A 24,639-nucleotide genomic window follows, 5' to 3' on the forward strand; every position below is an offset into this window, starting at 1 on the left:
AAGGTCAGGAGGCGAGGGTGAAGTAGGGCTCCCACACGTCGAAATAGACGACCCCGTTCGGCTCGGCGGTCTCGGCGCCCCAGAGCTCCTCGTTGGTGAACCTGACGGTGTAGAGGTGCTCGGGGGCGTCGGGGCCGCCGTTGCCCGCGCTGTCGGGATAGAGGTAGGTGCCGTGCGCGGCGGTGATCTCGCCGGTGCGGCCGCGGACGTAGCGGGCCCGTCGGGTGTGGCCGAACGGGCTGTCCGCCTTGATCGTCACCCGGTCGCCCACCTTGAACTGGGCGACCTTGTCTGAGTCCCGGTTCGCCGGAGCGCCGTGCTTGACCGCGGCGTCGACGAAGGCCAGCAGCTCGGGATCCTCGCGCTGCGGAAGCGGCGCGTCGGGGTTGTCGAGGTAGAACCGCGTGCGCTCTTCGAGCTCGGCCATGTCGAGCAGGCCGCTTTTCTCCCCGTAGTGCTCGACGGTGTGCACCCAGTGCTCGTAGTAGTTCGTCAGCAGGTACTCCGCCGGGTCCATCTTCTCGATGCCGTGCCGGAATTGGTCCACGTTGAACAGGCCGGCCCGGAAGCAGGAGGCGAACATGGCGAACGCGGGCTTTTCCCACTCCGCCCGGAACACCGGCTCGTTCTCTTGAGTCACGACGGGGCCCAGCCCGTCCGTGCCGCCGAGGTCGAAGACTCCGTTCATGCGTTCCTCCCGATCGTCGCGGTGACCGGCGGGTGGGGGAACCCGCCGAGGGCCTGTTCGTAGGTGTGGGCGACACGCAGCACGGTGGCATCGTCGAAATGCCTACCGATGATCATCATTCCGGCCGGCAGGCCGCCGACCAGCTCGGTCGGGACGCTGCAGGCCGGATGCCCGGTGACGTTGAAGGGCGCCGTGTTACCGAGCATCGACAGCGCGGTGTCGAGGTAGTCGGCCAGACAGGCGTCGACCGGCGGGATCTCCCGCGCGGTGTAAGGCAGCGTGGGCATGACCAGCACGTCGTGGTTGGACAGGGCAGCGTCGTAGGCGGCCCGCATCGGGGGTGCGACGTTGCGCGCCATCGCGTAGTACACGCCGCCTCCGGTCAGGAAGGTGTGCCGTCCCGACAGCCCGACGAGCTTCACGGTCTTGGACAGCTCAGCCCCGCGCGCCTTCCGCCCCTTCGCGTAGTGCGCGATGAGCTCCGGGTCGTACAGGCCCTGCCAGTTCATCCCGTGGCCGTTGCCCTCGATCATCTGGTAGGCGGCGCCCTCGGTGGCGATCACGTTCCACACGTGAATCGCGTCGAGGTGCCAGGGCACGGAGACCTCTTCGGCGACCAACCCCGCCGAGCGGAGCACCTCGATCGCGGTGCGGACCGCGGCGTCGACCGCGGGATCGGACACGGAGGTGCCGAAGCCCTCGGTCACAATCCCGACGCGCAGCCCGGTGGCTGGCTCGGCGAGTGCGGCAACGTAGTCCACCGACGCGATCTCGGTGGGCTGGCGGGGGTCGAGCCCGTCGACTCCGGCGAGCACCGACAGCATCAGCGCGGCGTCGGCGACGGTGCGGGTCATCGGGCCGAGGTGGTCGAGGGTCTGCTCGATCGGGAACGCCCCGGTGTAGGGCACGAGCCCGTGCGTCGGTTTGTGGCCGACGATGCCGCAGAACGATGCGGGGATCCGGATCGATCCGCCCTGGTCGCCACCGAGCGCGAGGTCGACATCGCCGGTGGCGACCAGCACGCCGCTCCCGCTCGACGAGCCACCCGCGTTGCGGGCGGGATCCCAGGGGTTTCGTACCGGCCCCGGCTGGGACGTGAAGCTCGCCCCGGAGAAGCAGAGGTTCTCGCACACGGCCTTGCCCGCGATGGTCGCGCCCGCCGCGAGGAGATGCGACACGACCGTCGCGTCCCGGCGGGGGACGAATCCCTCGACGGTGACGGATCCGTTCATCATCGGTACGCCGGCTACGGCGACGTTGTCCTTGATCGCGACGGTCCGGCCGGCGAGTGGGCCGCCCGCCACCTCCGGGTCTCGGATCTCCGTGGTGACGTACCAGGCGCCCAGTGGGTGTTCGCCCGGCGCCCACTCGCGGGCGGGGACCTCGGGCACGGTCTGTGCGTAGAGCGTCTCGACCGCCTCCGACGAGGCGAGGGTCGCCGCGACAGCCGGGGCGAACTCCGCGAGCGCGGCCTCCGACAAACCGAACGAGAAATGCTCGGACAGCGCCGCGAGCGCGGCGGCATCGGGAACCGGTACGGGCATCAGCTCTCCTGTCGATGTCGGGGTGGCCGAATCTAGGGAGAGCACCTACAAACGTCAATAGATGCTGACGCATTGACGCAATATTAACCGGACCCGGTGACCCTCAACTCCGTGCCGACTGCCTCGGACAGGTAGAGCCGCTGTACCACGCGGTCGGACCCATCCAGCACGACCGTGCCCCGGGGCAGCTCGTAGCGACCCGCCCGCATCGCGTCCGCGACGACGCGAGGATCGTCGGTGCCTGCCCGCCGCACGGCACACCACCAGATGTGCACCCCCTCGTACACCGACTCGGTCAGCGTGGAAAGCGGTGGGGCCCACCGGCCGAATTCCTCCCGGTAGCGGGCCACCAGATCGGAGTTCCCCTCGGTTTCGAGCGTCTCTAGGTATCCGGAGATCGTGTGGACGCCCGCCGTCGCCGGGGAGCCGATGCGGGTCAACGTCGACTCGTCCAAGGCGGGGGCCAGCGTCAGGCACCGCTCGTGCAAGCCCAGCTCATGCGCTTGCCGCTGGAACGCGGCGGCATCGGCACCCACGAACGTCGAGAGCACGACGTCGGCGCCGGACCGGGCGATCGCGTCGACGACCGGCGCGAAGTCGGCTGTGCCGAGGGCCACGTACCGCTCCCCCACCAGCCGGCCGCCCAGCTGCGGCAGGATCTCCTTCGCCGCGGCGTGGGTGCTGCGCGGCCAGCAGTAGTCGTTGCCGGCCAAGAACCACCGCCGCCCACCCGCAGCGCCCATCATCGGGCGGGCCGCTTGGGCCAGCTGGTCGGCGGGGCGCTCGCCGAATTGCACACGCAGCCGCCCGTGGGCGCCGCCTTCGTTCATCAGCGTCTGGACGACGAGCACCTCCGCATCGGCCAGCGCCTCGGACACCGCGAAGAACGTGGCCGATGTGGTCGCCACCAAAATGGTGCGGCAACCCAACCGTACGAGCCGGCGCGCCTCAGTCACGCCGACCGCGGGATCCGTCGCGTCGTCGCCCACGACCAGCTCGACCGGCCGCCCGGCGACCCCGCCCTCGGCGTTGACCTCGGCGAGAGCGAGCGCCGCCAGGCTGTCCGTCGCAGCAGCGAACAGACTCCCAGGACCGGACTTCGACGTCAGCAGACCGAGCCGGGGATTGCCGGTGGCCTGCTCCCGCACCTGGTGCCCGCGGCGGCGCATCAGCCACTCCAGGCCGTCCCTGTCGATCTCGGCCTGCAGGCTCACCCGAGTGCCACCACCGCGCGCCGCGAACCGCAGCACGATCCGGCCCCGCCACGGCTGCACGTGGACGATCTCGATCCGCGACGGCGGGATGACCGCGCCGATGCGCCCCAGGATCTCCACCGGCTCGGCCGCCGGCCCGTCGAGCGGCGCGCGCAGCGTGACCGCGGCGCCCGGCGTCACCCGGTCGCAGAGCGCGTCGAAGATCCATCCCGACCCCGCGCCTGCGCCGAACAGTCCGAACGTCACGGCCGGCGGGGCTTCGACATACTCCTTCGCGGTCACGGTGAGCACGGGCATCAGCGACCCCGGAGCCGCTCACGAGTGCGAGAGTGTGTCCAGAACAGCAGAACCGAGCACATCGATGACTCCGGATTCACGACGGTGGGAACGAGCCGGAACTTTGTACTACGGGTTGTTCACCGTCGGCATCCGGTCGAGATGCGTCCGGGAACGATGAGGGCCAAGCGTACCGGTGTCAGGCGGTGTGGTTTTCCGCCTCGGCGTCGGGTGCGCCGGAGCCGGCGATGTCTCCCGCCGCCCGGACCTCGCCCAGGCCGGCTTGGAACAGCTGATGCAGCAGCGCCAGCACGTCACGGGCGGATCCGGAGGAATCCACCGAGTAGAACCGGTAGCGCCCGTCACGGCGCTCGGTGACCAGACCCGCCGAACGCAGGATCCGTAGATGGCTGGACACGGCGGTCCGCCCCACCGAGGGGACCCGGGTCGCGAGGTCACCGGCACTGACCTCGTCGCACTCGGCGAGGATGCCCAGGATCTCGCGCCGTACCGGGTCGGCGAGGGCGTCGAACGCCAGATCGGCCCCCATGGCGATCCACCTCCTCGGCGACGCGTCAACACTGCTCGACATATTGCCGGAAGCGTAGTCGATCCCGCCATCCCGAGAGGACACCGTGCCACGTGACCGGCTGCGCACTCGCCGAACCGCGGGCCGTGCTCGACGCCGGCCGGGCCGTCCGGCAACGCTCCGGGCCTCTCCGCCACCTGCTCGGCACATATCAACGAGCCACAACACATTGACCTGTTATCTGGGTCTCAATAGGGTCGGTCGCGGCAGGCTCCGACCCGAGGAGACCCTCGATGGTGGAACTCCCTGATCCCGATGCCATCTCCGCAGCCGCACGCCGTTACGGGCTGACCCTCACAGCCGCCGATCGCGAGTCGTTCCAGCCCTTCGTACACGGTCTGCTCGGCTCGTGGGACGTGGTCGAGGAGCTCTACGCCCAGATCGCCCCCACCGCCCCGGAGCGGAAATGGACCCGTCCCGCCAACCTGGAGAACCCCTACAACGCCTGGTACGTGACGACCGAGATCCGCGAGGCCGCTGACGGCCCGCTGGCAGGCCGGACGGTGGCGATCAAGGACAACACCGCGGTCGGCGGCGTGCCGATGATGAACGGCTCGAAGACGCTGGAGGGGTTCACCCCGAGCCGGGACGCGACGATCGTCGCCAGGCTGCTCGCCGCGGGGGCGACGATCGCGGGCAAGGCGGTCTGCGAGGACCTGTGCTTCTCCGGCGGCTCGCACACCTCGCGCACGGGCCCGGTGCGCAACCCCTGGGACGAGACGCGCTCCGCGGGCGGCTCGTCCAGTGGCAGCGGCGCGCTGGTCGCGAGCGGGATCGTCGACCTGGCCACCGGCGGGGACCAGGGTGGTTCGGTGCGGATCCCGGCGGCCTATTGCGGCATCGTCGGGCACAAGCCCACCCACGGGCTCGTCCCCTATACCGGCGCCTTCCCGATCGAGCAGACGCTTGACCACCTCGGCCCGATGACCCGTACCGTCGCCGACGCCGCGCTGATGCTCGGCGTCATGGCCGGGCGAGACGGGTTCGATCCGCGCCAGCCCGCCGACCTGACCGTCGACGACTACGCCGGTGCGCTGTCGCGTTCGGCCGAGGGCCTGCGCGTCGGCGTGGTCACCGAGGGCTTCGGGCATCCGAACTCCGAGCCGGGTGTGGACGACCGGGTGCGCGAGGCCACGGAGACCCTGCGCGAGGCGGGCCTGACCGTCGAGGAGGTCTCGGTTCCCTGGCATCTGCACGGCCCGCGGATCTGGGACGTCATCGCCACCGAGGGCGCGGCGGCGCAGATGGTCGAGGCCAACGGCTATGGGATGAACTGGCAGGGGCTCTACGACCCCGAACTCATCGAGCACTACGGCGGCCAGTGGCGGGCCAACCCGGACGAGTTCTCCCAGACCGTCCAGTTCGTGCTGCTCACCGGCGGCTATTCGATGAGCCGCTACCACGGCAAGCACTACGCCATGGCCCGCAACCTGGCCGCCCACCTGCGCAGGGCCTACGACGACACGCTCGCGAGCTACGACGTGCTGGTCATGCCGACGCTCCCGGTCACCGCGACGGCCATCCCGGACGCCGACGCCCCGCGCGAGGAGGTCATACCGCGCGCACTGGAGATGCTCGCCAACACCGCCACCTTCGACGTCACCGGGCATCCGGCCACGTCGGTGCCCGCGGGGCTCTGCGACGGCAGGCCGGTCGGAATGATGATCATCGGTAAGCATTTCGACGACGCGACCACGCTGCGGGTGGCCCACACGTTCGAGCAGGCGGTCGGGGGGTTCCCGACGCCGAGCACCACGACAGGGGGGAGCCTGCCATGAACGGAGTGCACGATCTGGGCGGGACCGACGGGCTGGGCCCGGTCGTCATCCCGGAGCACGAACCGGTGTGGCGCGCGGAGTGGGAGAAGACCGCGTTCGCACTCTTTCCCACCAATTTCCGGGCCGGGCTGTTCGGCGTGGACATGTTCCGCTTCGGCATCGAGCAGATGCATCCGGCGGTGTACCTGCTCTCCCCGTACTACGAGCATTGGCTGCACTCCGCCGAGCACTACGCCACCAGAGCGGGCGTGATCGACCCGGCCGAGCTCGACGCGAAGACGCAGTACTACCTCGATCACCCCGACGAACCGCTGCCCGACCGGAAGGACCCCGATCTGCTGGCCTTCGTCGACGCCGCCGTCAAACAGGGCGCGCCCGCCCGCCGCGAGTCCAGCAGGCAACCGAAGTTCCAGGTCGGTGACCGCGTGACCGTGGTCGACGACAGCCCGCGCGGGCACACCCGCAAGGCCCGATACATCCGGGGCAAGTCCGGTGTCGTCGAACTGGCGCACGGCACCTTCATCTATCCCGACAGCGCCGGCAACGGCGGCGAGGACGACCCGCAGCACGTCTACACCGTCAAGTTCACCGGCGAGGAGCTCTGGGGCGCGGACGCCGCCGAACCCGGCGGCGTCGTCTACGTCGACGTCTGGGAGCCCTACATCGTCCCCGCCCGGGAGGAGTCCGCGGCATGAGCACCCCGACCAATCCGAAGGTCCGCAGCCAGGAGGAGATCGCCGCCCGGGTCAAGGCGCTCGAGGCGCTGATGATCGAGAAGGGGATCATGACGACCGAGGCGGTGGACCGCCTCGCCGAGATCTACGAGAACGAGGTCGGCCCGCAGCTCGGCGCGGCGGTCGTCGCGAAGGCGTGGACCGATCCGGAGTTCAAGGCCCGGCTGCTCGCCGACGCCACCAAGGCCTGCGCGGAGCTGGGGATCGGCGGGCTGCAGGGCGAGGACATGGTCGTTGTGGAAAACACAGCGAACACCCATAACGCCATCGTCTGCACGCTGTGCTCCTGCTATCCGTGGCCGGTGCTCGGGCTGCCGCCGAACTGGTACAAGGAGCCCGCCTACCGCTCCCGGATGGTGCGCGAGCCACGCACGGTGTTGCGCGAGGCGTTCGGCCTCGAGCTGCCGGATTCGACGGAGATCCGGGTGTGGGACTCCTCGTCGGAGATGCGGTACTGGGTGCTGCCGGTCCGCCCGGCAGGCACCGAGAATCTCGATGAGAAGGCCCTCGCCGCGCTCGTCACCCGCGAGTCGATGATCGGCACCGGAGTGGTGGAGGCTCCCTGATGGGATACCGGGTCGACGCCACGGAGCTCGGTGATGCCCGCAGACGGGTGGAGGCGCTGATCTCCGGCCTGCCCGGCGGCGAGTGTCCGTTCGAGCAGCCGTGGGAGCTGCGGGCGTTCGCGATGGCGGTCGCGGCCTACCACAACGGGCAGTACGGATGGTCGGAGTTCCAGCTGTCGCTGATCGAGTCGATCCGCAGGTGGGAGGCCGAGGGCGGGCCGGATCCGTGGCGCTACTACGAGCACTGGCTGACCGCGCTGGAGACCGTGCTGGCCGGTAGCGGCGCCCTGTCCGAGGCGGATCTCGACGAGCGGACGAGGGCGGTGCTCGCCACCCCGCGCACCGCGGGTCACCACGAGGCCCACCGGGAGCCGGTGGCGGTCGATCCCGGCCGGCGCTGAGCCGCGTCATGGCTCCATAACGTTCAGGGCGACGCATCCCAGACCGCGTCATGGCTCCATAACGCGTTGGGGGCGCGGGCGCTTTGCACGTTATGGCTCCATGACGTGCTGAGGTGGCGAGCCGCACTGGCATGCTCGGTGTCAATCGATCTCCGACGAGCGAGGAGCGGGCGATGGACACCGAGGTGATCGTGGTCGGCGCGGGCCTTGCCGGACTCGTCGCCACCGCGGAGCTGGCCGACGCGGGACGGCGGGTGATCGTGCTCGACCAGGAGCCCGCGGCATCGCTCGGCGGGCAGGCGTACTGGTCCTTCGGCGGGCTCTTCCTCGTCGACTCGCCGGAACAGCGCAGGATGGGCGTCCGCGACTCGCGGGAGCTCGCGCTGCAGGACTGGTTCGGCAGCGCCGGGTTCGACCGCGGCAGCGACGACCCGGCGGGCGAGGACTACTGGGCCCGGCGCTGGGCGCAGGCCTATGTCGACTTCGCCGCCGGGGAGAAGCGGTCCTGGCTGTACGCGCAGGGTATGCGCTGGTTCCCGGTGGTTGGCTGGGCCGAACGCGGCGGCTACCTCGCCGACGGGCACGGCAACTCCGTCCCCCGCTTCCACGTCACCTGGGGCACGGGGCCCGCGGTGCTGGAGCCGTTCGTGCACCGGGTCCGCGCGCATGTGTCCACCGGACGGGTCGAGCTGCGGTCCCGGCACCGGGTCGACGAGCTGAGCGTCACCGACGGGGTGGTCGACGGCGTCCGCGGCGCGGTCCTGGAACCCTCCGGCGCCGTGCGGGGCGCGGCGAGCTCGCGGACCGAGATCGGCGGGTTCGAGCTGCGGGCGCAGGCGGTCATCGTCACCGCGGGCGGGATCGGCGCGAACATCGACCTGGTGCGGGCCAGCTGGCCCGCGCGGCTGGGGCCCGCGCCGAGGAGGCTGATCTCCGGGGTGCCCGAGCATGTCGACGGGCGGATGCTCGGCATCACCGAGGCGGCGGGTGGGCGGGTGGTGAACCGCGACCGGATGTGGCACTACACCGAGGGCGTGCGCAACTGGAACCCGATCTGGGCCCGGCACGGGATCCGGATTCTGCCCGGCCCTTCCGCGCTGTGGTTCGACGCCCGCGGACGCCGTTTCCCGGCGCCGAACTTCCCCGGTTTCGACACCCTCGGAACGCTGCAGACAATCATGGAAACGGGCTACGACCATTCGTGGTTCGTGCTCACCCAGAAGATCATCGAGAAGGAGTTCGCGCTCTCGGGGTCGGAGCAGAACCCCGACCTGACCGGCAAGGACATCCGGCTCACCCTGAGCAGGGTCAGCCCCGGCGCGCCCGCCCCCGTCGAGGCGTTCAAGCGCCACGGCGCCGACTTCGTGGTCGCCGACACCCTCGCCGAGCTCCTCGCCGGAATGAACAAGCTGGCCGCCGACACCGGCGCCCCGCCGATCGACCTCGCCGATCTCGAACGCCAGATCGTCGCCCGCGACCGCGAGATCGACAACCCGTTCACCAAGGACCTGCAGATCACGGCGCTGCGCGGGGCGCGCCGCTACCGCGGCGACCGGCTGGTCCGGGTGGCGCGACCGCATAAGATCCTCGATCCCCGCAACGGGCCGCTGATCGCCGTGCGGCTCAACATCCTCACCCGCAAGACGTTGGGCGGCTTGCAGACCGACCTGTCCGGGCGGGTGCTCGGCGCCGCAGGCGAGCCGATCCCCGGGTTGTACGCCGCGGGCGAGATCGCCGGGTTCGGGGGCGGCGGCATGCACGGCTACCGTTCACTGGAAGGGACCTTCCTGGGCGGCTGCCTGTTCTCGGGGCGCCAGACCGGGCAGGCGGTCGCGGTCGCGACCGCCTGATCACCGGGTCGACGCGAGCTCGACCGGGCTCCTGCGAGGAGATCCACCCCGCAGACGCCGCTACGGCTTCCGGCGGCGAGGTGGGCGCCGGCACGGCAGCATAGGGCACGATGCCGGACATGCCCGACGACGCCGAAGAGGAGCCGCTGGTCCGGCTCGACCGCTGGACCGGCCCCTGGCCTGAGGACGACCCGGACGCAAACTTCAAGGCCGAGGTCGCCGACTACATGCGGCTGGACCCGACGGCAACCATCCGCGGGCTGAGCCGCACCACCGGGGTCCCCGAGGGTGCTCTCGTCCGCTACGTCCTGGCGCGGTTCGCCACGACCGGCTCCGGCGGCCTGCTGGAGCTGGGTCCAGCGATGATCCACCGGCTGTGGGAGCCCATCGCCGCCGCCGAGGCGGCGGGCACCGACGAGGCCAGGCTGGATGCCTACCGGCGCCTGTCGGCAATGGTGAACTGGTTGCGGGCCCCGCTGCAGGAGCCGTCGCTGTATCCCGGGACGGATCAGACCGAGACGCGGTCATATCGCTGACGTAGCCCTCCGGGTCACCCTCGCGCCGCCACGATCCGGGCGTCGATGGAGTCGAGGACGAGGTCGAGACCGAAGGCGAAGCGGTCCAGCGCCCGCTGATGCGCTCGTACAGGAGCGGGGCGCGTCGCTCCCGCCACTCGTCGTCGCTGCTGCCGGTGTGGACGGGCACCTGCGCGCCGCGTTCGGGAAGGTGCCGGTGTCCGGGATTTCCGCGGATGACCCGGCCACGGCGCAGGCGCCCCCGGCGGATTCACGGTCGTCGATCCCGGGGGCAACTGGCTGCGGATCAGCAGGCACAGCGACAGCGACGACGAGCCCGCCGCGTCAGGGCGCTGGTCTACCTCGCCGGGCTACGGCTGCGCACCGGCGAACGCGACGCCGCGGTCGCGCTGCTCGCCGAGGTCAACGCGCTGGAGCTGTCGGTGGCCGACCGAGAGGCATTGGCCACCGACCTCGCGACCGCGGCCGAACTGGCCGTCGAGCTGGGCTCCTGACCCGTCAGAACAGCCGCGTGCCACGCTCCGTCGAGCGTCGTCCGACCTGGTTCGCGGTCCGGGCCAGGACCAGCCCGGTCCGGACCGCGCTGGCGGCGTCGAGGGTCGCGTCGCGGGCCGCGGCGCTGGCCGCCGTGAAGCTCGCGTAGCCGTGGACCAGTCCGGCGAACCGCCGTGCGACCACCGGGACGCCCGAAGCGCGCAGCCGGTCGACCAGCTCCTCGCCCTCGTCGCGCAGCGGGTCGAACCCGGCTGTCGCGAGGTAGACCGGCGGCATCCCGGACAGGTCCTCGGCGCGCAGGATCGCCCCGCGGACGTCGTCGGAGGGCACGCCGTTGGGCAGGTACAGCCGTTCCAGCTGGGCGAGGAACTCGGCGGTCAGCCCGAAACCCGTCCCGAACAGCTCGCGCGAGCCGCCGCCTCGCTCCGCGTCGGTGACCGGGTAGAGCGCGAGGACGAACGCCGGGCCCTCGGTCGCACCCTCCTGGTGCGCGACGACCAGCGCGAGGTTGCCTCCGGCGCTGTCGCCGCCCACGGCCAGCAGTTCGGGGTCCGCGCCGAGCGACGCGGCCTGCGACCGGGCACAGCGGAACGCCGCGATCGCGTCCTCGAGACCGGCCGGATAGGGGTGTTCCGGCGCCAGCCGGTAGTCCACCGACAGCACCCGCAGCCCGGACTGTGCGGCGATGAGCCGGCACAGCGGATCGGTCGAGGCCAGGCTGCCGAGGACGAACCCGCCGCCGTGGTAGTAGACGAGCAGCCCGGACGGCTCGGGCGCCGCGGGCGGGACGTAGAGCCGGGCGGCGATCGGCCGGTCCGGTCCGGGCAGATCGAGGTCGCGGGTGTGGATATCGTCGAGCCCGCTGTCGTTCGCGAGATCGGCCGCGAGATCGGCCTGCCTGCGCTGCTCCGCCAGCGTCGCCTCACCGATCGGGCCGTCGTTGGCGCTGACCAGGACCTGACCGGCGCGGTTGAGCAACTGCAGGTCCAGATCGAGGACCTGCCCGTCGACCCGCACCGGTGCCCCCGCCAGCCGCCGCTTCACCGGCCTCGGCAATCCGAAGAGGACTCTGAACCCCATTCGCAACGCCCGCACCCGGGCCCTCGATCGGACCATGTCCGCACGGTACGCCGAGGGCGCGCACCGCTCACCCGGAGAACGTGTAGCGCAGCACCGCGAGCATCGCGTCGTCGTCGGCCGGTTCGGTCCGCTCGCAGGCTCGCAGCGCGGCCCGCAGCGGATCATGGTCCACACCGGACCCGATCAGCTCCAGGCTGGTCCGGCGCGGCTCACCGCGGGGCCACGGCGAGCGATCGAACCGCAGGTACCGGCCGACGGCGTGCAACCCGAACCGCTGCCGGTGACCGGTCGATCCGAAGTGGACGAAACCCTTGATCCGGTAGGTACCCGTGGGTCGCTGGTCCAGGAAGTCGACGAAGCGTCGCGGGTCGAGCGGCCGGTCGCTGACGAACGAGCAGACATCATAGGCGGCGTGCAGGTGCCCGTCGTGATCGTGACAGTCACGGCCGGGCTCCGGCGCCTGGCCGAGCATCAGCTGCCGCCCGGCGACCACCCGGATATCGAACAGCAGCCGCGGGTCGACCGCCCCGTGGCTCGCCGGGACGATCGGGGCCCGCTCGTTGGCGTCCCGGCACAGTCGCCGCACCCGCCACAGCCGCGCCGCGTCCACCCGGTCGACCTTGTTGAGCACGACCAGATCGGCGAGCTCGAGATGGCGGTCGATCTCGGGGCGCCGCCCCCGGGTGGCCTCGAACTCCGCCGCGTCGACGACCTCGACCAGCCCGCCGTAGGTGATATGCGGATTCCCGCAGGTCAGGACGAGCTGCACGAGCACGCCCGGTTCGGCGATCCCGCTGGCCTCGATGACGATCACGTCGATATCGGTGCCAGGATGGGCGAGCCGGTCGAGCAGCGGGCCCACGCCCTCCTCCCCGACGGTGCAGCACAGGCAGCCATTGCCCATCGACACCACCCCGTCGGCCTGCCCGCCGATCAGCATCGCGTCGACGCCGATGTTGCCGAAGTCGTTGACGATCACGCCGATGCGCACATCGAGGCTGTGTGCGAGCAGGTGGTTGAGCAGTGTCGTCTTGCCCGAGCCGAGGAATCCGGCGAGGACGAGAACGGGGACACGCCTGCTGCGCACCGGCCATCCCTATCACGCGGCCCGGGACGGCGGCAGGATAGGCGGCATGGCTACCGTCACCGCTACCGCGGAGCGCACGATCGGCGCTCCCGTCGACCGGGTGCGCGCCGCCGTGGCCGACTACCGGACCACCCGCCCGTCGATCCTCACCGGGCACTACCGCGACTACGCCGTGCGCAGCGGCGGCCTCGGCGCCGGGACCGATGCGGAGTGGAAGCTCGCCGCCACCCCGAGGCGGGTGCGCGACGTGCATGTGGAGGTCACCCAGCCCACCCCGGGACAGCTCATCGAGCGGGACATGAACTCCAGCATGGTCACGACCTGGACGGTGAACCCGGTCGGCGCCGACTCCAGCTCGGTCACCATCACGACGAGCTGGCAGGGCGCGGGCGGGATCAGCGGGTTCTTCGAGAAGACCTTCGCGCCGAAGGGGCTCAAGCGGATCTACGACACGGTGCTGGCGAACCTCGACCACGCCGTGCGGAGCTGACCGGCGTTGCGGCCGGGGATCGTCGCGGTCGCCGGCGAGGCGCTGGTCGATATCGTGCCCGCCCCGGTCGGCGGGTACTTCGAGCTCGCCCCCGGCGGCAGTCCGGCCAACGTCGCCGTGGGGCTGGCCCGGCTCGGCGTCCCGACCCGGATGCTCGCCCGGCTGGCCGCCGACCCGCTCGGCGAGCGGCTGCGTACCCATCTCGCGGCGAACAGCGTCGACCTCACCCATGCCGTCGCGGCGACCGAGCCGACGTCGCTCGCGCTGGTCTCGGTGGACGCCGACGGCGTCGCGAGCTACGACTTCCGCATCGACGGCACCGCCGACTGGCAGTGGTCGCCCGGCGAGCTCGCCGGCGCCCTCGACCCCGGGCCCGCGGGCCCCGTCGTCGCGGTGCACTCCGGCTCGCTGGCGTTGACGACCCCGCCCGGGGCCGCCGTGCTGCGCGAGCTGCTCGCCGCGGCCGCGGCCGCGGCGACGATCAGCTACGACCCGAACTGTCGGCCGCCGCTGATGGGTGATCCCGGCCGCGTCCGGGCCGGGGTGGCGGAGCTGTTGGCGACCGCTGACGTCGTCAAGGTCAGCGCGGAGGACCTGGTGTGGCTGCTGCCCGGCCGTGCTCCCGCGGACGTGCTCGACGACTGGCTCGGCCGCGGTCCCGCCCTGGTCGCCATCACGCTCGGCGGAGACGGCGTCCTCGCGGGCACCGCATCCGGGCTGCGCGCCCGGCGGCCGGGCCGCGGCGTCGCCGTGGTCGACACCGTCGGCGCCGGCGACAGCTTCTCCGCGGCGCTGCTCGCCGGACTGCACCGCCGGGGTCTGCTGGGCGCCGCCAACCGGGCCGCCCTGCGCGCGATCGACGCGACGAGCCTGGACGACGTGCTCGACGACGCCGTCGCCGCCGCGGCGATCACCTGCTCGCGGCGCGGGGCGGACCCACCCACGGCCGGCGAGCTGGCAGGCCGGTGGCAGGCCGCGCGGCGAGGGTCGTGAGCGGCGGCGAACGGCCCCAGATCGATTCGCCCGCCGCCGCCCACGAGATCTAGCCGAGCCGGCGCGGGGCGCGCTCGGGGTAGTCGCGCGGCTGACCGGTGGCCGGGTCGCCGGGAGCCAGCGACAGTTCCGCGGGCTCGCTCTCGGGCAGTGCCCACTGCTTGGCCCAGTCGAGATGCATCGCGGCGTCCCCGGCCGCGGGCGGGAAGTAGTCCAGCTGCATGGTCATGTTCATCGGTCGCGGCGGGAAGTGGTCGGTGTCGGTGTTCGTGTACCACGGCTCGCCGTTCACGTAGGCCGTCATCCGCTCCGGCGTCCACTCCAGCGCATACGCCGACCATTGGGTGGAGTCGTGCCGCACCGACCCGTAGTCCTGCTGGTTGTCCGTCCCGTAGTGCAGGAAGAAGCTGGTCTCCTGGCGGTCGTCGGACATGATCTCCATCCAGTCGATCTCACCGCCGACCGGGAAGTCCTCCGCCACCGGCCACAGCAGAAGCAGTGCGTTGAACCCGCCGTGTGCGGGGTCGGAGCGGACACACGCCTCCCAGCGGCCGAAGCGCTGCCCCGGATGCCAGCTCATCGCCCCGGTCGTCCCGTCGACGGTGCCGCGGATGGTCGCGACGCCGGCGCTCACCGTGATGGCGTCCGGGGTGCGGACGCCCTGCTTGTTGTGCCCCGGCTCGGGACCGTAGGCGTGCCAGTCGGGGGGCAGCGCACCGTCCTGCTCGAAATGCGAGGCCCGGGTCGGTTCGCCCCAGCCGTAGCGGTCGGCCGCGGTGACGGTGCACTGCGACGACGGGACGGCGGGTTCTGGCTGCTCCGAGTCCGGTACCGCACACGCCAACAGGGCGAACCCGCTGAGCACCGCGACCAGTACCCGCCGGGTATCCGACATGCGCACCACTGCCCCCCTCCTGTCACATCTGCCCCACCAGCCTCCACATTCCACCGCGGATCGTGATCGGAACGGAGCGAATCCACCCGCAAGAGTGGCATCCGGGCGCCGTCGATGGCCACTGTCCGTGAAGAATTACTCACACGCGGTAGTGGATGCCGCGAGCACCCACGCCCGCCTGGCCCGACGGCAGCGGGATCCTCGGCGGTCGCTGCCACGATGTGCGGGTGGTGATCGTCCGATACCGGTACCGCGTCTATCCCACCCGGGGGCAGGCGCGGGCGTTCGGGTGCGCCCGGGTGGTCTACAACGACGCGATCGGCGAGGTCATTGAGAACCCGCGGTATCTACGGTCGCGACGGCGGCTCGCCCGCGCCCAGCGAGCGTTGGTGCGGAAGCAGAAGGGTTCGGCGAACCGCCGCAAGGCGGTCCGTCTTTCGGTCCGGTCATGGACCCGTCCGCCCTGCGGCACCGCATACGATCGCGACCTGAATGCCGCCCGCAACATCCTGGCCGGGGGTCGCCGGGTGGCCGCCGGGCCGGCGGAGACGGCAAACGCCTGTGGAGGCGACGTCAGACCGGAGCCCGCTCCGGCGGTTGCCCGCGAAGCGGGAACCCACCGAGGTGCCGCATGAGCGGCACGGCCGGAGTCCCGGCCGGTTACGGCCGGGAGGAGACCAGGAGACCGCGGCTGGCCATCGAGCTCGACCTGACGGCGCATCCCGAGGGCGGCTGGTACCGGCGGACGTGGACCTCGCCGATGGTGGTCCAGACCGCATCCGGGCCGCGGCCCAGCGCAACCATGATCCTGTACCTGCTCGACGGCGAGTCCCGATGGCACCGGGTCCGCTCGACGGAGTTGTGGTGCTGGCACGGCGGTTCGCCGGTCGCGCTCTGCCTCGGCGGGGACGGCCCCGTCCCTGCCGACCCCACCACGGTGGTCCTCGGACCGCCCGGACCCGGGGCGCTCCCCCAGCGCCCGGTCCCGCCGAGGCGCTGGCAGGCGGCCCGGCTCCTCGGTCCGGAACCCGCACTCGTCAGCTGCGTCGTCTCCCCCGGGTTCGACTTCGCGGACTTCGAACTGCTGCCCGGGAAACAGGTGGTACCCGACGAACCGGACACGTAGGGTTGCGTCCATGAGCGTCTCGCCCCAGCCGCCGGAGTCACTCGATCCGCGGCGGCAGACCGCGCAGCAGCAGCTCGAGCGCGCGGTGGGTGAGGGCAGGCTGACCCTCGACGAGTTCACCGACCGCAGCGCGCTCATCTGGCGGGCCTCAACCCCCGCGGAGATCGACCGGACCGTCGCCGACCTGCCCGCCGCCGTTGTCGGGCAGACCGCCCCGGCGCGGTCCTGGCTGGTCGGCCTGATCGGTGACATCCGCAGGCGGGGCCGCTGGTCATTGCGCCGCCGGACGTCGGCGGTGCTGCTCATCGGCGATATCGAGCTCGACCTGCGCGGCGCCGTGATCACCGAAGAGGGCCCGATCGAGATCGACATCTACAGTCTGATCGGCGATGTCGAGGTGATCGCGCCGGAGGGCGTCGAAGTGGAGCTGGGCGGGTTCACCCTGCTCGGGGACCGCAGGATCGACCTGGCACCGGTCCCGCGGGTGCCGGGGACGCCGACCGTGCGGGTGCGGATGTTCTCCCTGATCGGCGACGCCAAACTCCGCAGCTCCCGCTGACCCATCCCCGCGAGTCGGGGTGTTCCGAGCGCGAGTCGCGGTATTTCCGTGACCGAGGCGGGCCGGGCTCACCGCCGCTGGGCGAGCAGCCGCTCCACCGGCCAGCTGTTGACGACCCGCCCCGCCGGCACCCCGCACGCGATCGCACGCGAGACCCCGTGGTCGAGCCAGTCGAGCTGGCCGGGCGCGTGGGCATCGGTGTCGACGGCGAACTCGCAGCCGGCCTCCACCGCGAGCCGCAGCAGCCGCTTCGGCGGGTCGAGCCGCTCGGGTCGCGAGTTCACCTCCACAGCGACGCCGTGTTCGGCGCACGCGGCGAACACGGCGTCGGCATCGAACTGCGACTCCGGCCGTGTGCGCCTCCCCGTGACCATCCGGCCGGTGCAGTGGCCGAGCACGTCGACGTGTGGGTTCGCGATGGCCCTGAGCATCCGTTCGGTCATCTCCGCGCGCGGCATCCGCAGCTGCGAATGCACGCTGGCGACGACGAGGTCGAGCTCGGCGAGCAGCTCCTCCTCCTGGTCGAGGGCGCCGTCGGGGAGGATGTCGACCTCGATGCCGGTCAGCACCCGGAACCCGTCGAGCTCGGCGTTCAGCTCGGTGATCTGCTCGATCTGGGCCCGCAGCCGCTCGGCCGACAGCCCGTTGGCCACCGTCAGCCGGGGCGAGTGATCGGTGATCACCAGGTACTCGTGGCCCAGCTCGCGGGCGGTCTCGACCATCTCGCGCAGCGGCGAACCGCCGTCGGAGGCGTCGGTGTGGGTGTGGCAGTCCCCGCGCAACGCCGCCCGCAGCCCGGCGGCCGCCTCGTCGAGCGGCGTCCCCTCCGTCGCCTCGAGCCGCCGCAGATAGACCGGCACCTCACCGGCCAGCGACTCCGCCACGCAGCGGGCCGTCACCTCGCCGACGCCGCGCATCTGCCGCAGCTCGCCCGACTCGACGAGCCGGATGAGCTCGTCGGGCGTTCGGCGGCGCAGCGCCGCAGCGGCGCCCCGGAAGGCGCGGACGCGGTAGGTCGACTCGTGGGCGCGCTCCAGCAGAAAGGCGATGCGCCGCAGGTCGGCCACCGGGTCGCGAGGGTCGGTCACGACCGCGATCGTGCCACCGCGGCCGTCGGCGAGCGCGATGCCTCGTCGCGGAAGTACCGCGACTCGGCCACGGAAATACCGCGACTCGCGGACGAGTTACAGGCGGCGCTTCTGCACCTTGCCCATGTCGTTGCGCGGCAACGCCTCGACGAACCGGATCTCCCGCGGGCGCTTGTGCGGGGCGAGCAGCGCGGCGACGTGGTCGATCAGTGTCCGCGCGGTGGGCGGCTCACCGGCCGGGACGACGACGGCGACGACGCGCTCGCCGAGATCGTCGTCCGGGACCCCGATCACCGCGGCCTCGGCGACGCCCGGGTACTCCAGCAGCGCGTTCTCGATCTCCCCGGCCCCGATCTTGTATCCGCCGGACTTGATCAGATCCGATGCCATCCGGCCGACCAGCGCGAGTGACCCGGACAGCGTCCAGCGTCCGATGTCACCGGTCGCGAACCAGCCGTCGGGAGTGTGGGCGGCGGCGGTGGCGTCGGGCCGGTTGAGGTAGCCGGAGAACAGGCCGGGGCCGCGCACCTCGACCGCGCCCAGCTCGTCGTCGCCCACCGGGGCGTCCGGGTCGGCGGCCAACGGGGCCAGCCGGACCTCGGTTCCGGGGAGCGGGCGCCCGACGGTGCCGGGCTCGGCCTCGTCGTCGGCCCGGGCCGCGGTGAGGATGAGCGTCTCGGTCAGCCCGTAGCGCTCTCGGACGGCGAGCCCGGTGGCCTTCTCGATCCGCGCGTGGTCGACGGCGGTCAGCGCCGCCGAACCCGACACCAGCAGGCGGGCGCGCCCGATCGCCGCAGCGGCGTCCGGGTCCGCGGCGAGCTCGTCGGCGAGCCGGTGGTAATGCGTGGGGACGCCGAACACCATCGTCGCGCCGCTGCTGACCGCGGCGGCGAGGCCGGCGGCGTCGAACCCGCCGAGGTGATGCAGCGAGCCGCCCCGACGCAGCGGGCCGAGCACCCCGAGCACCAGCCCGTGGACGTGGAACAGCGGCAGCGCGTGGGCGAGCCGGTCGCGGTCGGTCCAGGCCCAGACGTCGGCGAGCGCGTCGAGGTTGGCCGCGATCGCGGCGCGGGTGTGAACCGCGCCCTTCGGCGGGCCGGTCGTGCCGGAGGTGTAGATGACGAACGCCGGGGCGTCCGGCGCCGGCTCGTGCGGCGGAGCGCTGCACGACGCCCCGACTCGCTCGCGGAAAAACCCCGGCTCGCGGGAGAGGTGGGTGAGCGGGGCGGGGAGCTCGGCGTCGGGGGCGGCCAGCACCGTGTCGGGGGCGGCGTCGGAGACGACGTGCTCCAGTTCGCGCTCGCCGATCCTCGGATTGATCGGGACCACGGGCACACCGGCCATCAGCGCGGCGACGACCCCAACGGCGGTCGGCAGCGTCGGCGTCGCCCACACCGCGACGCGGGCGCGACCGGCGAGGGCCCCCGCCAGCTCGGTTGCGGCGGTGGCCAGCTGCGCGTAGGTCAACTCCCCGTCGGGGAAGGTCAGGGCGGGGCGGTCGGACGGGTCGAGCAGGGCTGGGAGAAGCGGCTGGCTCACCCCACTACCTTGCCCGGGTTGAGGATGTCGTGCGGATCCAGGGCCGCCTTGACCGCGCGCTGCAGCGCCAGCACCCCCGGGCCGAGCTCCTTGTGCATCCCGGCCCGTTTGAGCAGGCCCACGCCGTGCTCGCCGGTGACCGTGCCGCCCAGCGCGATCGCCGCGTCGACGATCTCGTCGAACGCCACCTGGGCGCGCGCCTTCGCGGCCTGGTCCCGGTGCGGAACGATGATCAACGGATGCAGGTTGCCGTCGCCGGCGTGCGCGACGTTGGCGATGAAGGTGTCGTTGCGGGCCGAGATCTCCTCGACCCGCTCGAGCATCTCGGCCAGCCGCCCGCGGGGCAGGCACACGTCCTCGGTGAGCAGGGCGTCGCCGCGCTGCTCGAACGCCGGGTAGGCGAGCCGCCGCGCCTCGAACAACGCCTCGGCCTCGACCGGATCGGTCGACATGATCGCCTCGCTCGCCCCGGCGCCGACGAACGCGGCGTGGAACGCCTCGGCCTCCGCGGTCGCGGCAGGCTCGGGCAGGTCGGTCTGCGCGAGCAGCAGCGCGGCCGCGTCCTCGGGCAGCCCGGCGCGGCGCCATTCGTTCACCGCGCGCAGGCAGTGCCGGTCGATCAGCTCGAACGCGGCGGGCTGCAGTCCCTGCGCGGTGACCGCGGCGACGGCGGCGCCGCATTCGGCGAGCGTGTCGAAGAACCCGACGACGGTCCGCGGTGGAGTGGTGCGCAGCGGCCGCAACCGCACGGTGATCTCGGTGATCACGCCGAGGGTGCCCTCGGAGCCGACCATCAGCCCGGCCAGGTCGTAGCCCGCCACGCCCTTGGCGGTGCGCCGGCCCAGACGGACCACCTCCCCGGCGGCCGTGACGACCTCGAGCGCGAGCACATAGTCGCGGGTCACGCCGTACTTCACGCAGCACAGGCCGCCGGCGTTGGTCGCGACGTTGCCGCCGATCGTCGACCACGGGGCGCTCGCCGGGTCCGGCGGGTACCACAGCCCGCGCTCGGCGCAGGCCGCGCGCAGATCGTCGTTGACCACGCCTGGCTGTACCACCGCGAGCCGCTCGGCCTCGTTGATCTCGACGATGTCGCGCATCCGCTCGGTGCACAGCAGTACGCAACCCTCGACGGCGTTGGCGCCGCCGGAGAGCCCCGTGCCGGCCCCGCGGGTGACGACAGGGACCCGGTGCCGCGCGCAGGCGGCGACGACGGCGGCGACCTCGGTGGTGCCCCGCGGACGGACCACCACGACCGGATGGCCGTGGTCGGCCCATTCGGCCTCGTCGTGCACGTAGGGGGCGACGGTGTCGGGATCGGTGAGCAGGCGATCGGCCGGCAGCGCGGCACGCAGCTCGGCGAGCACCGCCTCGGCGGCGGGATCGTGTGGCCCGGCCTCGGTGAGCGTGGCCTGCGGATGCTGGTCCCCGAACGGTCGGGTGGACGGCGCTGGCACGACGTCAACCTAGCCAATGCGGCCGACACCGCGCTGTCCACGATCCGCCGCGGCGCCCGTCCAACCCAGTGACCACATCCGCGACCTGCTACGGAGGCCTCACGTGGGTTTCGTCAAGTTCATGACCCGGTCCGGCCGGACGGCTGCTGCGCATCGTCGTCGGCCTGGTCGCCCCGCTGTTCCGGGCCGATCTCCGCGGGCGCCCGAGGCCGCAGGCCGGCTGACGACCGGTCGGCCGCGCGGACGGGCGGGCCGCGTTGTCCCGGTTGCGTTTCGACGAGCGGATGATGCTGGCGCTGCACGACGGCGAGGGCTGGACGGCGCGCCGCATCGGGGAGGTCCGGGCCGGCGAGCCGCCGGAGGACATCCTCCTGTCGCTGCACGCCCTCGACTGATTCAGTCGCTGCGCCGCCGGCGAGCCAGCTCTCGGCCGAGCAGGGTGCCGGACCGCCAGGCCGTCTCGATCCGCGGGCTGCCCCAGCCGTCACCGGCCAGCCCGATGCCGTCGTCGCCGAACAGGAACGGCTCGTCGCGTCCGATCTCCGGCGCGGCGCACGGCCACCAATGGATGTCCGTCCACACTGTATAACTTGCGAGTCCGAGTAGGTCGCGAACCGCACCGACCACCGCGGCCACCGCGGCGTCGGGGTCGCTGTCGTAGCGGCGGGCGAGCGCCGCGGTGGAGTGCGCGACGAGCACCGGCGCGCCGTCGCCGCGGCGGTCACCGTCGTCGGCGACGAGCGAGAGCACGGGATGGTCGTTGACGAACGCGGCCGGCAGGTCGGCCCACTCACGCTCCGGGAAACCCGCGGCGACGGCGAGCACCGGGTGCCAGGCTCGACCGGTCACGCACGCCGCGGCGGGCGAGGCCGGATCGAGCAGACGGACGGCCTGCGGGTCCGGCATGGCGAGCACCACGGCGTCGGCGGGTTCGCCGTCGACCACCGGGCCGGGGCCGACGCGGCGCACCTCGTGGCCGAGTTGAAGGTCGAGTCCCGCGGCGAGATCGGCGACCAGGCTGCGCAGCCCGCCCGGGGCGGCCCAGCGCATCGGACCCGGTGAGTGCCCCCTGCCCCCGGCGTCCAGGACGGCGAGCTCCGCGGTCCACGGCCGGGCGAGGCCACGCGCCTGCCAATGGGCAACGACGTCGGCGAACTCGCGGTCGCGCACGGTGAAGTACGCGGCGCCGTAGTCGACGACCCGCCCGTGCAGCTCTCGGCTGGCCATCCGCCCGCCGACAACCGGCGCCCGATCCAGCACACGCACGGCCACCCCGGCCGCCCGCAGCTCGAGGGCGCAGGCGACCCCGGCGATGCCGGCTCCGACGACCACCACGGACATGGTCCGGTCAGCCTAGAGGAGATCCACGCGGGCCCCGCCGAATAACCCCAGGTGAAACGCCCTGTGAGTGCGTAACAGTGTTCTAACACTGTTACGCACTCACAGGGGGATCAGACCAGCAGCTCGTGGTCGGCCGGATCGATCCTGCGGGTGCGCCTGCGGAAGCTGAACGTGGAGCCGGGCCAGAGCGTGCGGTTGCGACCGTGCTCGTCGAGGTACCAGCTCACACAGCCGCCCTGGCTCCACACCGCGTTCTCCAGCCGGGACTGGATCTCGGCGTTGAACGCGTCCTGCCGCTCGGCGACGGTGTCGATCGCCGTGGCTCCGTGTCGGTCGACGACACGCAGCGCGTCGAGAATGTAGTTCAGCTGCGACTCGATCATGTAGATCATCGAGCTGTGCCCGAGGCCGGTGTTCGGACCGACCACGAGGAACAGGTTCGGGAAGCCCGCGACGGTCGTGCCGAGCAGCGCCTGGCTGCCGTCGCGCCAGGCGTCGACGAGCTTGACGCCGCCGCGGCCCGTGACCGCCACCTGCGCCATCCCGTCGCCGACCTTGAATCCCGTGCCGAAGATGATCGTGTCGACCTCGTGCTCGACGCCGTCTGCGGTCACCACGCCGTTCTCGGTGATCCGGGCGATGTCGCCGGTCTCGACCGTGACGTTGTCCCGGCGCAGCGTCGGGTAGTAGTCGTTGGAGAGCAGGATGCGCTTGCAGCCGATGGTGAAGGTCGGGGTGAGTTCGGCCTTGAGCGCGGGCGCGCCGGCGAAGGCGCGGTCGAGGCAGCGGCGGCCGAAGCGCGCGATCAGCGTCATGAACCGCGGGTTGAGGAAACCCGCGACGAGCATCTCGTGCTGCCAGTAGAGCTTCCAGCGGATCAGCTTCTGCAGCACCGGGAACCGCGCCGTCAGCCGACGGGTGCGGTCGCTGATCGGGCGGTCGGGTTTGGGCAGCACCCAGGGCGCGGTGCGCTGGAACAGCGTCAGGGATGCGACGCCGGGTGCGATGGCCGGGACGAACTGGATCGCACTGGCCCCGGTGCCGATCACGGCGACCCGCCTGTCCCGCAGGTCGTGCGAGTGGTCCCACCGCGCGGAGTGGAAGGCGGTGCCGGCGAACCGGTCGAGCCCGTCGATCTCCGGGATCGACGGCACGTGCAGCGCTCCGGTACCCCAGATGACGAACCGGGCGCGGACCGTCGAGCCGTCCGCGATCCGGACCTCCCAACGCGAGCCGTCCCATTCCGCGCCGACGACCCGGGCTCCGAAGTGGATGCGATCGCGCAGCCGGTAATGATCGGCGATGTCCTCGAGGTAGTCCCAGATCTCCGGCTGCCGCGCGAACGTGCGGGTCCAGTTCGGATTCGGCCGGAAGGAGAAGGAGTACAGATAGGACTCGACGTCGCAGGCGCAGCCGGGGTAGTCGTTGTCCCGCCAGGTGCCGCCGAGGGCGTCGTCCTTCTCCAGGATCACGTAGTCGGGCCGGCCGGCCTCATCGAGTTTCACCGCGGCGCCGAGGCCGGCGAACCCGCTGCCGACGATGACGATCTCGACGTCCGAAGGGACCCGTTCGGCCATCGCCCGCCCCTCCAGTCTCATTACCGAACGGTAAGTTACCACGGGTAAGTTCCCTGGGATAGGGTCTCCGCCGTGGAGACCAGGGCCCCCCGCCAACGTGTCGGCCGGGCCGAGCGCGAGCGGCAGATCCTCGACGCCGCCGTGGCCGTATTCTCCGAGCGGGGATACCAGAACGCGTCGATGGACGCCGTCGCCAAGCAGGTCGGCGTCACCAAACCCGTGCTGTACAGCCATTTCGGCTCCAAGGAGGGGCTGCTGCTGGCCTGCATCACGCAAACCCGCACCCAGCTGCTCGAGGTCACCTCCGTCGCGGCGGCCGCCGCCGACGGTCCGGAGGACATGCTGCGCCGCGGCACGAAGGCGTTCTTCGACTTCCTCGACGTCCAGCGCCCCGCGTGGGCGCTGCTGTGCTCGGAGTCGGCGATCTCGGCCGCCACCTGCTCCGCGCTCGAGGAGATCCGCCGCCAGCAGACCGACTTCATCGCCGGGATGCTCGCGGTGCAGGTTCCCGACGCCGACCCGCACCGGCTCATCGGCTGGGCCAACGTGATCGTCGGGGCTTGTGAGCGGCTGGCCGTGTGGCGCGGCCGCGACCCACGGCTCACCGGCGAGCAGGCCACCGAGTACCTGATGGACCTGGTCTGGACGGGGCTTGCGCCAAGGCGCCCGTGAGCAGCGAGTAGCGCGGAGGCAGAATGCCATCCGTTGACTTCCTCCCCACGCTTGGAAGCGGGGA

At 71.9% G+C, this 24,639-nt stretch carries 26 protein-coding genes; 14 read left to right on the forward strand and 12 right to left on the reverse strand.

What is annotated here, in order from left to right; translation table 11 throughout:
* Positions 1 to 4: 4 nt before the first annotated feature.
* The 4 genes from nthB (G567_RS0112155) to G567_RS0112170 form a co-directional block, all read right to left on the reverse strand.
* A complete protein-coding gene (gene nthB, locus G567_RS0112155; protein WP_028930204.1) occupies positions 5 to 688 on the reverse strand; it encodes a nitrile hydratase subunit beta in 684 nt (227 codons plus the stop codon).
* A complete protein-coding gene (locus tag G567_RS0112160) occupies positions 685 to 2,232 on the reverse strand; it encodes an amidase (protein ID WP_028930205.1) in 1,548 nt (515 codons plus the stop codon). The genes nthB (G567_RS0112155) and G567_RS0112160 overlap by 4 nt, the downstream gene beginning before the upstream one ends.
* An 83-nt stretch (positions 2,233 to 2,315) precedes the next feature.
* Positions 2,316 to 3,743, reverse strand: coding sequence for a substrate-binding protein (locus G567_RS0112165; RefSeq protein ID WP_028930206.1), 1,428 nt, complete (start codon positions 3,741 to 3,743; stop codon positions 2,316 to 2,318).
* 178 nt (positions 3,744 to 3,921) lie between these two features.
* The gene (locus tag G567_RS0112170; protein ID WP_028930207.1) at positions 3,922 to 4,272 is read right to left on the reverse strand and encodes an ArsR/SmtB family transcription factor; all 351 of its coding nucleotides are present in this window, start codon (positions 4,270 to 4,272) and stop codon (positions 3,922 to 3,924) included.
* Positions 4,273 to 4,544: 272 nt separating this feature from the next.
* On the opposite strand from G567_RS0112170, the gene G567_RS0112175 reads away from it, so the two are divergent.
* From G567_RS0112175 to G567_RS0112205, 7 genes are all read left to right on the forward strand, one after another.
* Entirely contained in the window at positions 4,545 to 6,089 is a 1,545-nt protein-coding gene (locus G567_RS0112175) for an amidase (RefSeq protein ID WP_028930208.1), read from the forward strand.
* Positions 6,086 to 6,784, forward strand: coding sequence for a nitrile hydratase subunit beta (gene nthB, locus G567_RS0112180; protein ID WP_028930209.1), 699 nt, complete (start codon positions 6,086 to 6,088; stop codon positions 6,782 to 6,784). The genes G567_RS0112175 and nthB (G567_RS0112180) overlap by 4 nt, the downstream gene beginning before the upstream one ends.
* Positions 6,781 to 7,389 carry a nitrile hydratase subunit alpha gene (nthA, locus tag G567_RS0112185; RefSeq protein WP_028930210.1) on the forward strand — a complete coding sequence of 203 codons (609 nt, stop codon included), beginning with the start codon at positions 6,781 to 6,783 and terminating at the stop codon, positions 7,387 to 7,389. The genes nthB (G567_RS0112180) and nthA overlap by 4 nt, the downstream gene beginning before the upstream one ends.
* On the forward strand, positions 7,389 to 7,790 hold the full coding sequence (locus G567_RS0112190; RefSeq protein WP_037056984.1) for a nitrile hydratase accessory protein: 402 nt from the start codon (positions 7,389 to 7,391) through the stop codon (positions 7,788 to 7,790). Before nthA ends, G567_RS0112190 begins: the two co-directional genes overlap by 1 nt.
* A 173-nt stretch (positions 7,791 to 7,963) precedes the next feature.
* Positions 7,964 to 9,640, forward strand: coding sequence for an FAD-binding dehydrogenase (locus tag G567_RS0112195; RefSeq protein WP_028930212.1), 1,677 nt, complete (start codon positions 7,964 to 7,966; stop codon positions 9,638 to 9,640).
* A 119-nt stretch (positions 9,641 to 9,759) separates the two neighbouring features.
* The gene (locus G567_RS28415; RefSeq protein ID WP_211223908.1) at positions 9,760 to 10,176 is read left to right on the forward strand and encodes a DUF6027 family protein; all 417 of its coding nucleotides are present in this window, start codon (positions 9,760 to 9,762) and stop codon (positions 10,174 to 10,176) included.
* 215 nt (positions 10,177 to 10,391) lie between these two features.
* Positions 10,392 to 10,670 (forward strand): hypothetical protein, encoded by a 279-nt coding sequence (locus G567_RS0112205; protein WP_028930213.1) that lies wholly within the window; start codon positions 10,392 to 10,394, stop codon positions 10,668 to 10,670.
* 4 nt (positions 10,671 to 10,674) lie between these two features.
* Here the strand turns inward: G567_RS0112205 and G567_RS0112210 are convergent, their stop codons facing one another.
* Together G567_RS0112210 and G567_RS0112215 are read right to left on the reverse strand one after the other, a co-directional pair.
* Positions 10,675 to 11,787 carry an alpha/beta hydrolase gene (locus tag G567_RS0112210; protein WP_028930214.1) on the reverse strand — a complete coding sequence of 371 codons (1,113 nt, stop codon included), beginning with the start codon at positions 11,785 to 11,787 and terminating at the stop codon, positions 10,675 to 10,677.
* A 31-nt stretch (positions 11,788 to 11,818) separates the two neighbouring features.
* On the reverse strand, positions 11,819 to 12,838 hold the full coding sequence (locus tag G567_RS0112215) for a CobW family GTP-binding protein (protein WP_028930215.1): 1,020 nt from the start codon (positions 12,836 to 12,838) through the stop codon (positions 11,819 to 11,821).
* A 46-nt stretch (positions 12,839 to 12,884) separates the two neighbouring features.
* On the opposite strand from G567_RS0112215, the gene G567_RS0112220 reads away from it, so the two are divergent.
* Complete coding sequence (locus G567_RS0112220) at positions 12,885 to 13,328, forward strand: SRPBCC family protein (RefSeq protein ID WP_028930216.1); 444 nt, start codon at positions 12,885 to 12,887, stop codon at positions 13,326 to 13,328.
* A 6-nt stretch (positions 13,329 to 13,334) separates the two neighbouring features.
* Positions 13,335 to 14,321: a carbohydrate kinase family protein gene (locus G567_RS28420; RefSeq protein WP_245585640.1), complete on the forward strand. Its 987-nt coding sequence runs from the start codon at positions 13,335 to 13,337 to the stop codon at positions 14,319 to 14,321.
* A 49-nt stretch (positions 14,322 to 14,370) separates the two neighbouring features.
* Here the strand turns inward: G567_RS28420 and G567_RS28425 are convergent, their stop codons facing one another.
* Complete coding sequence (locus G567_RS28425) at positions 14,371 to 15,216, reverse strand: glycoside hydrolase family 16 protein (protein ID WP_245585642.1); 846 nt, start codon at positions 15,214 to 15,216, stop codon at positions 14,371 to 14,373.
* Between the two features lie 155 nt (positions 15,217 to 15,371).
* On the opposite strand from G567_RS28425, the gene G567_RS36185 reads away from it, so the two are divergent.
* The 3 genes from G567_RS36185 to G567_RS0112245 are packed head-to-tail and all read left to right on the forward strand — an operon-like array spanning position 15,372 to position 16,901.
* Positions 15,372 to 15,851: a helix-turn-helix domain-containing protein gene (locus G567_RS36185; RefSeq protein WP_147201014.1), complete on the forward strand. Its 480-nt coding sequence runs from the start codon at positions 15,372 to 15,374 to the stop codon at positions 15,849 to 15,851.
* Entirely contained in the window at positions 15,848 to 16,342 is a 495-nt protein-coding gene (locus G567_RS0112240) for a cupin domain-containing protein (protein WP_084796091.1), read from the forward strand. Before G567_RS36185 ends, G567_RS0112240 begins: the two co-directional genes overlap by 4 nt.
* A gap of 10 nt (positions 16,343 to 16,352) precedes the next feature.
* On the forward strand, positions 16,353 to 16,901 hold the full coding sequence (locus tag G567_RS0112245; protein ID WP_028930219.1) for a DUF1707 SHOCT-like domain-containing protein: 549 nt from the start codon (positions 16,353 to 16,355) through the stop codon (positions 16,899 to 16,901).
* A 68-nt stretch (positions 16,902 to 16,969) separates the two neighbouring features.
* Here G567_RS0112245 and G567_RS0112250 read toward each other — a convergent pair whose 3' ends face one another.
* The 3 genes from G567_RS0112250 to G567_RS0112260 all read right to left on the reverse strand — a co-directional run bounded on the left by G567_RS0112250 (position 16,970) and on the right by G567_RS0112260 (position 20,895).
* Positions 16,970 to 17,989, reverse strand: coding sequence for a PHP domain-containing protein (locus G567_RS0112250; RefSeq protein ID WP_028930220.1), 1,020 nt, complete (start codon positions 17,987 to 17,989; stop codon positions 16,970 to 16,972).
* Between the two features lie 96 nt (positions 17,990 to 18,085).
* Positions 18,086 to 19,528, reverse strand: coding sequence for an AMP-binding protein (locus G567_RS0112255; protein WP_037056986.1), 1,443 nt, complete (start codon positions 19,526 to 19,528; stop codon positions 18,086 to 18,088).
* Entirely contained in the window at positions 19,525 to 20,895 is a 1,371-nt protein-coding gene (locus G567_RS0112260) for an FAD-binding oxidoreductase (protein WP_028930222.1), read from the reverse strand. The genes G567_RS0112255 and G567_RS0112260 overlap by 4 nt, the downstream gene beginning before the upstream one ends.
* A 347-nt stretch (positions 20,896 to 21,242) precedes the next feature.
* Here G567_RS0112260 and G567_RS35480 point away from each other — a divergent pair, with 347 nt between their 5' ends.
* Positions 21,243 to 21,380 carry a hypothetical protein gene (locus G567_RS35480; RefSeq protein WP_186814198.1) on the forward strand — a complete coding sequence of 46 codons (138 nt, stop codon included), beginning with the start codon at positions 21,243 to 21,245 and terminating at the stop codon, positions 21,378 to 21,380.
* A gap of 1 nt (position 21,381) precedes the next feature.
* On the opposite strand, the gene G567_RS0112270 is transcribed toward G567_RS35480, so the two are convergent.
* Complete coding sequence (locus G567_RS0112270; protein ID WP_028930223.1) at positions 21,382 to 22,326, reverse strand: NAD(P)/FAD-dependent oxidoreductase; 945 nt, start codon at positions 22,324 to 22,326, stop codon at positions 21,382 to 21,384.
* Positions 22,327 to 22,436: 110 nt separating this feature from the next.
* Positions 22,437 to 23,924 (reverse strand): flavin-containing monooxygenase, encoded by a 1,488-nt coding sequence (locus G567_RS0112275; RefSeq protein WP_245585641.1) that lies wholly within the window; start codon positions 23,922 to 23,924, stop codon positions 22,437 to 22,439.
* A 51-nt stretch (positions 23,925 to 23,975) separates the two neighbouring features.
* Here G567_RS0112275 and G567_RS0112280 point away from each other — a divergent pair, with 51 nt between their 5' ends.
* Positions 23,976 to 24,575, forward strand: a complete 600-nt coding sequence (locus tag G567_RS0112280; protein ID WP_028930225.1) for a TetR/AcrR family transcriptional regulator — start codon at positions 23,976 to 23,978, stop codon at positions 24,573 to 24,575.
* The last annotated feature ends 64 nt before the right edge of the window (positions 24,576 to 24,639 follow it).

Source organism: Pseudonocardia asaccharolytica DSM 44247 = NBRC 16224, assembly GCF_000423625.1.
GTDB classification, from domain to species: domain Bacteria; phylum Actinomycetota; class Actinomycetes; order Mycobacteriales; family Pseudonocardiaceae; genus Pseudonocardia; species Pseudonocardia asaccharolytica.

Excerpts from the sequence above, each read along its gene's own strand:
- nthB (WP_028930204.1), bottom strand. The coding sequence starts at position 688 with ATGAACGGAGTCTTCGACCTCGGCGGCACGGACGGGCTGGGCCCCGTC.
- G567_RS0112160 (WP_028930205.1), bottom strand. The coding sequence starts at position 2,232 with ATGCCCGTACCGGTTCCCGATGCCGCCGCGCTCGCGGCGCTGTCCGAG.
- G567_RS0112165 (WP_028930206.1), bottom strand. The coding sequence starts at position 3,743 with ATGCCCGTGCTCACCGTGACCGCGAAGGAGTATGTCGAAGCCCCGCCG.
- G567_RS0112170 (WP_028930207.1), bottom strand. The coding sequence starts at position 4,272 with ATGGGGGCCGATCTGGCGTTCGACGCCCTCGCCGACCCGGTACGGCGC.
- G567_RS0112175 (WP_028930208.1), top strand. The coding sequence starts at position 4,545 with ATGGTGGAACTCCCTGATCCCGATGCCATCTCCGCAGCCGCACGCCGT.
- nthB (WP_028930209.1), top strand. The coding sequence starts at position 6,086 with ATGAACGGAGTGCACGATCTGGGCGGGACCGACGGGCTGGGCCCGGTC.
- nthA (WP_028930210.1), top strand. The coding sequence starts at position 6,781 with ATGAGCACCCCGACCAATCCGAAGGTCCGCAGCCAGGAGGAGATCGCC.
- G567_RS0112190 (WP_037056984.1), top strand. The coding sequence starts at position 7,389 with ATGGGATACCGGGTCGACGCCACGGAGCTCGGTGATGCCCGCAGACGG.
- G567_RS0112195 (WP_028930212.1), top strand. The coding sequence starts at position 7,964 with ATGGACACCGAGGTGATCGTGGTCGGCGCGGGCCTTGCCGGACTCGTC.
- G567_RS28415 (WP_211223908.1), top strand. The coding sequence starts at position 9,760 with ATGCCCGACGACGCCGAAGAGGAGCCGCTGGTCCGGCTCGACCGCTGG.
- G567_RS0112205 (WP_028930213.1), top strand. The coding sequence starts at position 10,392 with ATGACCCGGCCACGGCGCAGGCGCCCCCGGCGGATTCACGGTCGTCGA.
- G567_RS0112210 (WP_028930214.1), bottom strand. The coding sequence starts at position 11,787 with ATGGTCCGATCGAGGGCCCGGGTGCGGGCGTTGCGAATGGGGTTCAGA.
- G567_RS0112220 (WP_028930216.1), top strand. The coding sequence starts at position 12,885 with ATGGCTACCGTCACCGCTACCGCGGAGCGCACGATCGGCGCTCCCGTC.
- G567_RS28425 (WP_245585642.1), bottom strand. The coding sequence starts at position 15,216 with ATGTCGGATACCCGGCGGGTACTGGTCGCGGTGCTCAGCGGGTTCGCC.
- G567_RS36185 (WP_147201014.1), top strand. The coding sequence starts at position 15,372 with ATGCCGCGAGCACCCACGCCCGCCTGGCCCGACGGCAGCGGGATCCTC.
- G567_RS0112240 (WP_084796091.1), top strand. The coding sequence starts at position 15,848 with ATGAGCGGCACGGCCGGAGTCCCGGCCGGTTACGGCCGGGAGGAGACC.
- G567_RS0112245 (WP_028930219.1), top strand. The coding sequence starts at position 16,353 with ATGAGCGTCTCGCCCCAGCCGCCGGAGTCACTCGATCCGCGGCGGCAG.
- G567_RS0112270 (WP_028930223.1), bottom strand. The coding sequence starts at position 22,326 with ATGTCCGTGGTGGTCGTCGGAGCCGGCATCGCCGGGGTCGCCTGCGCC.
- G567_RS0112275 (WP_245585641.1), bottom strand. The coding sequence starts at position 23,924 with ATGAGACTGGAGGGGCGGGCGATGGCCGAACGGGTCCCTTCGGACGTC.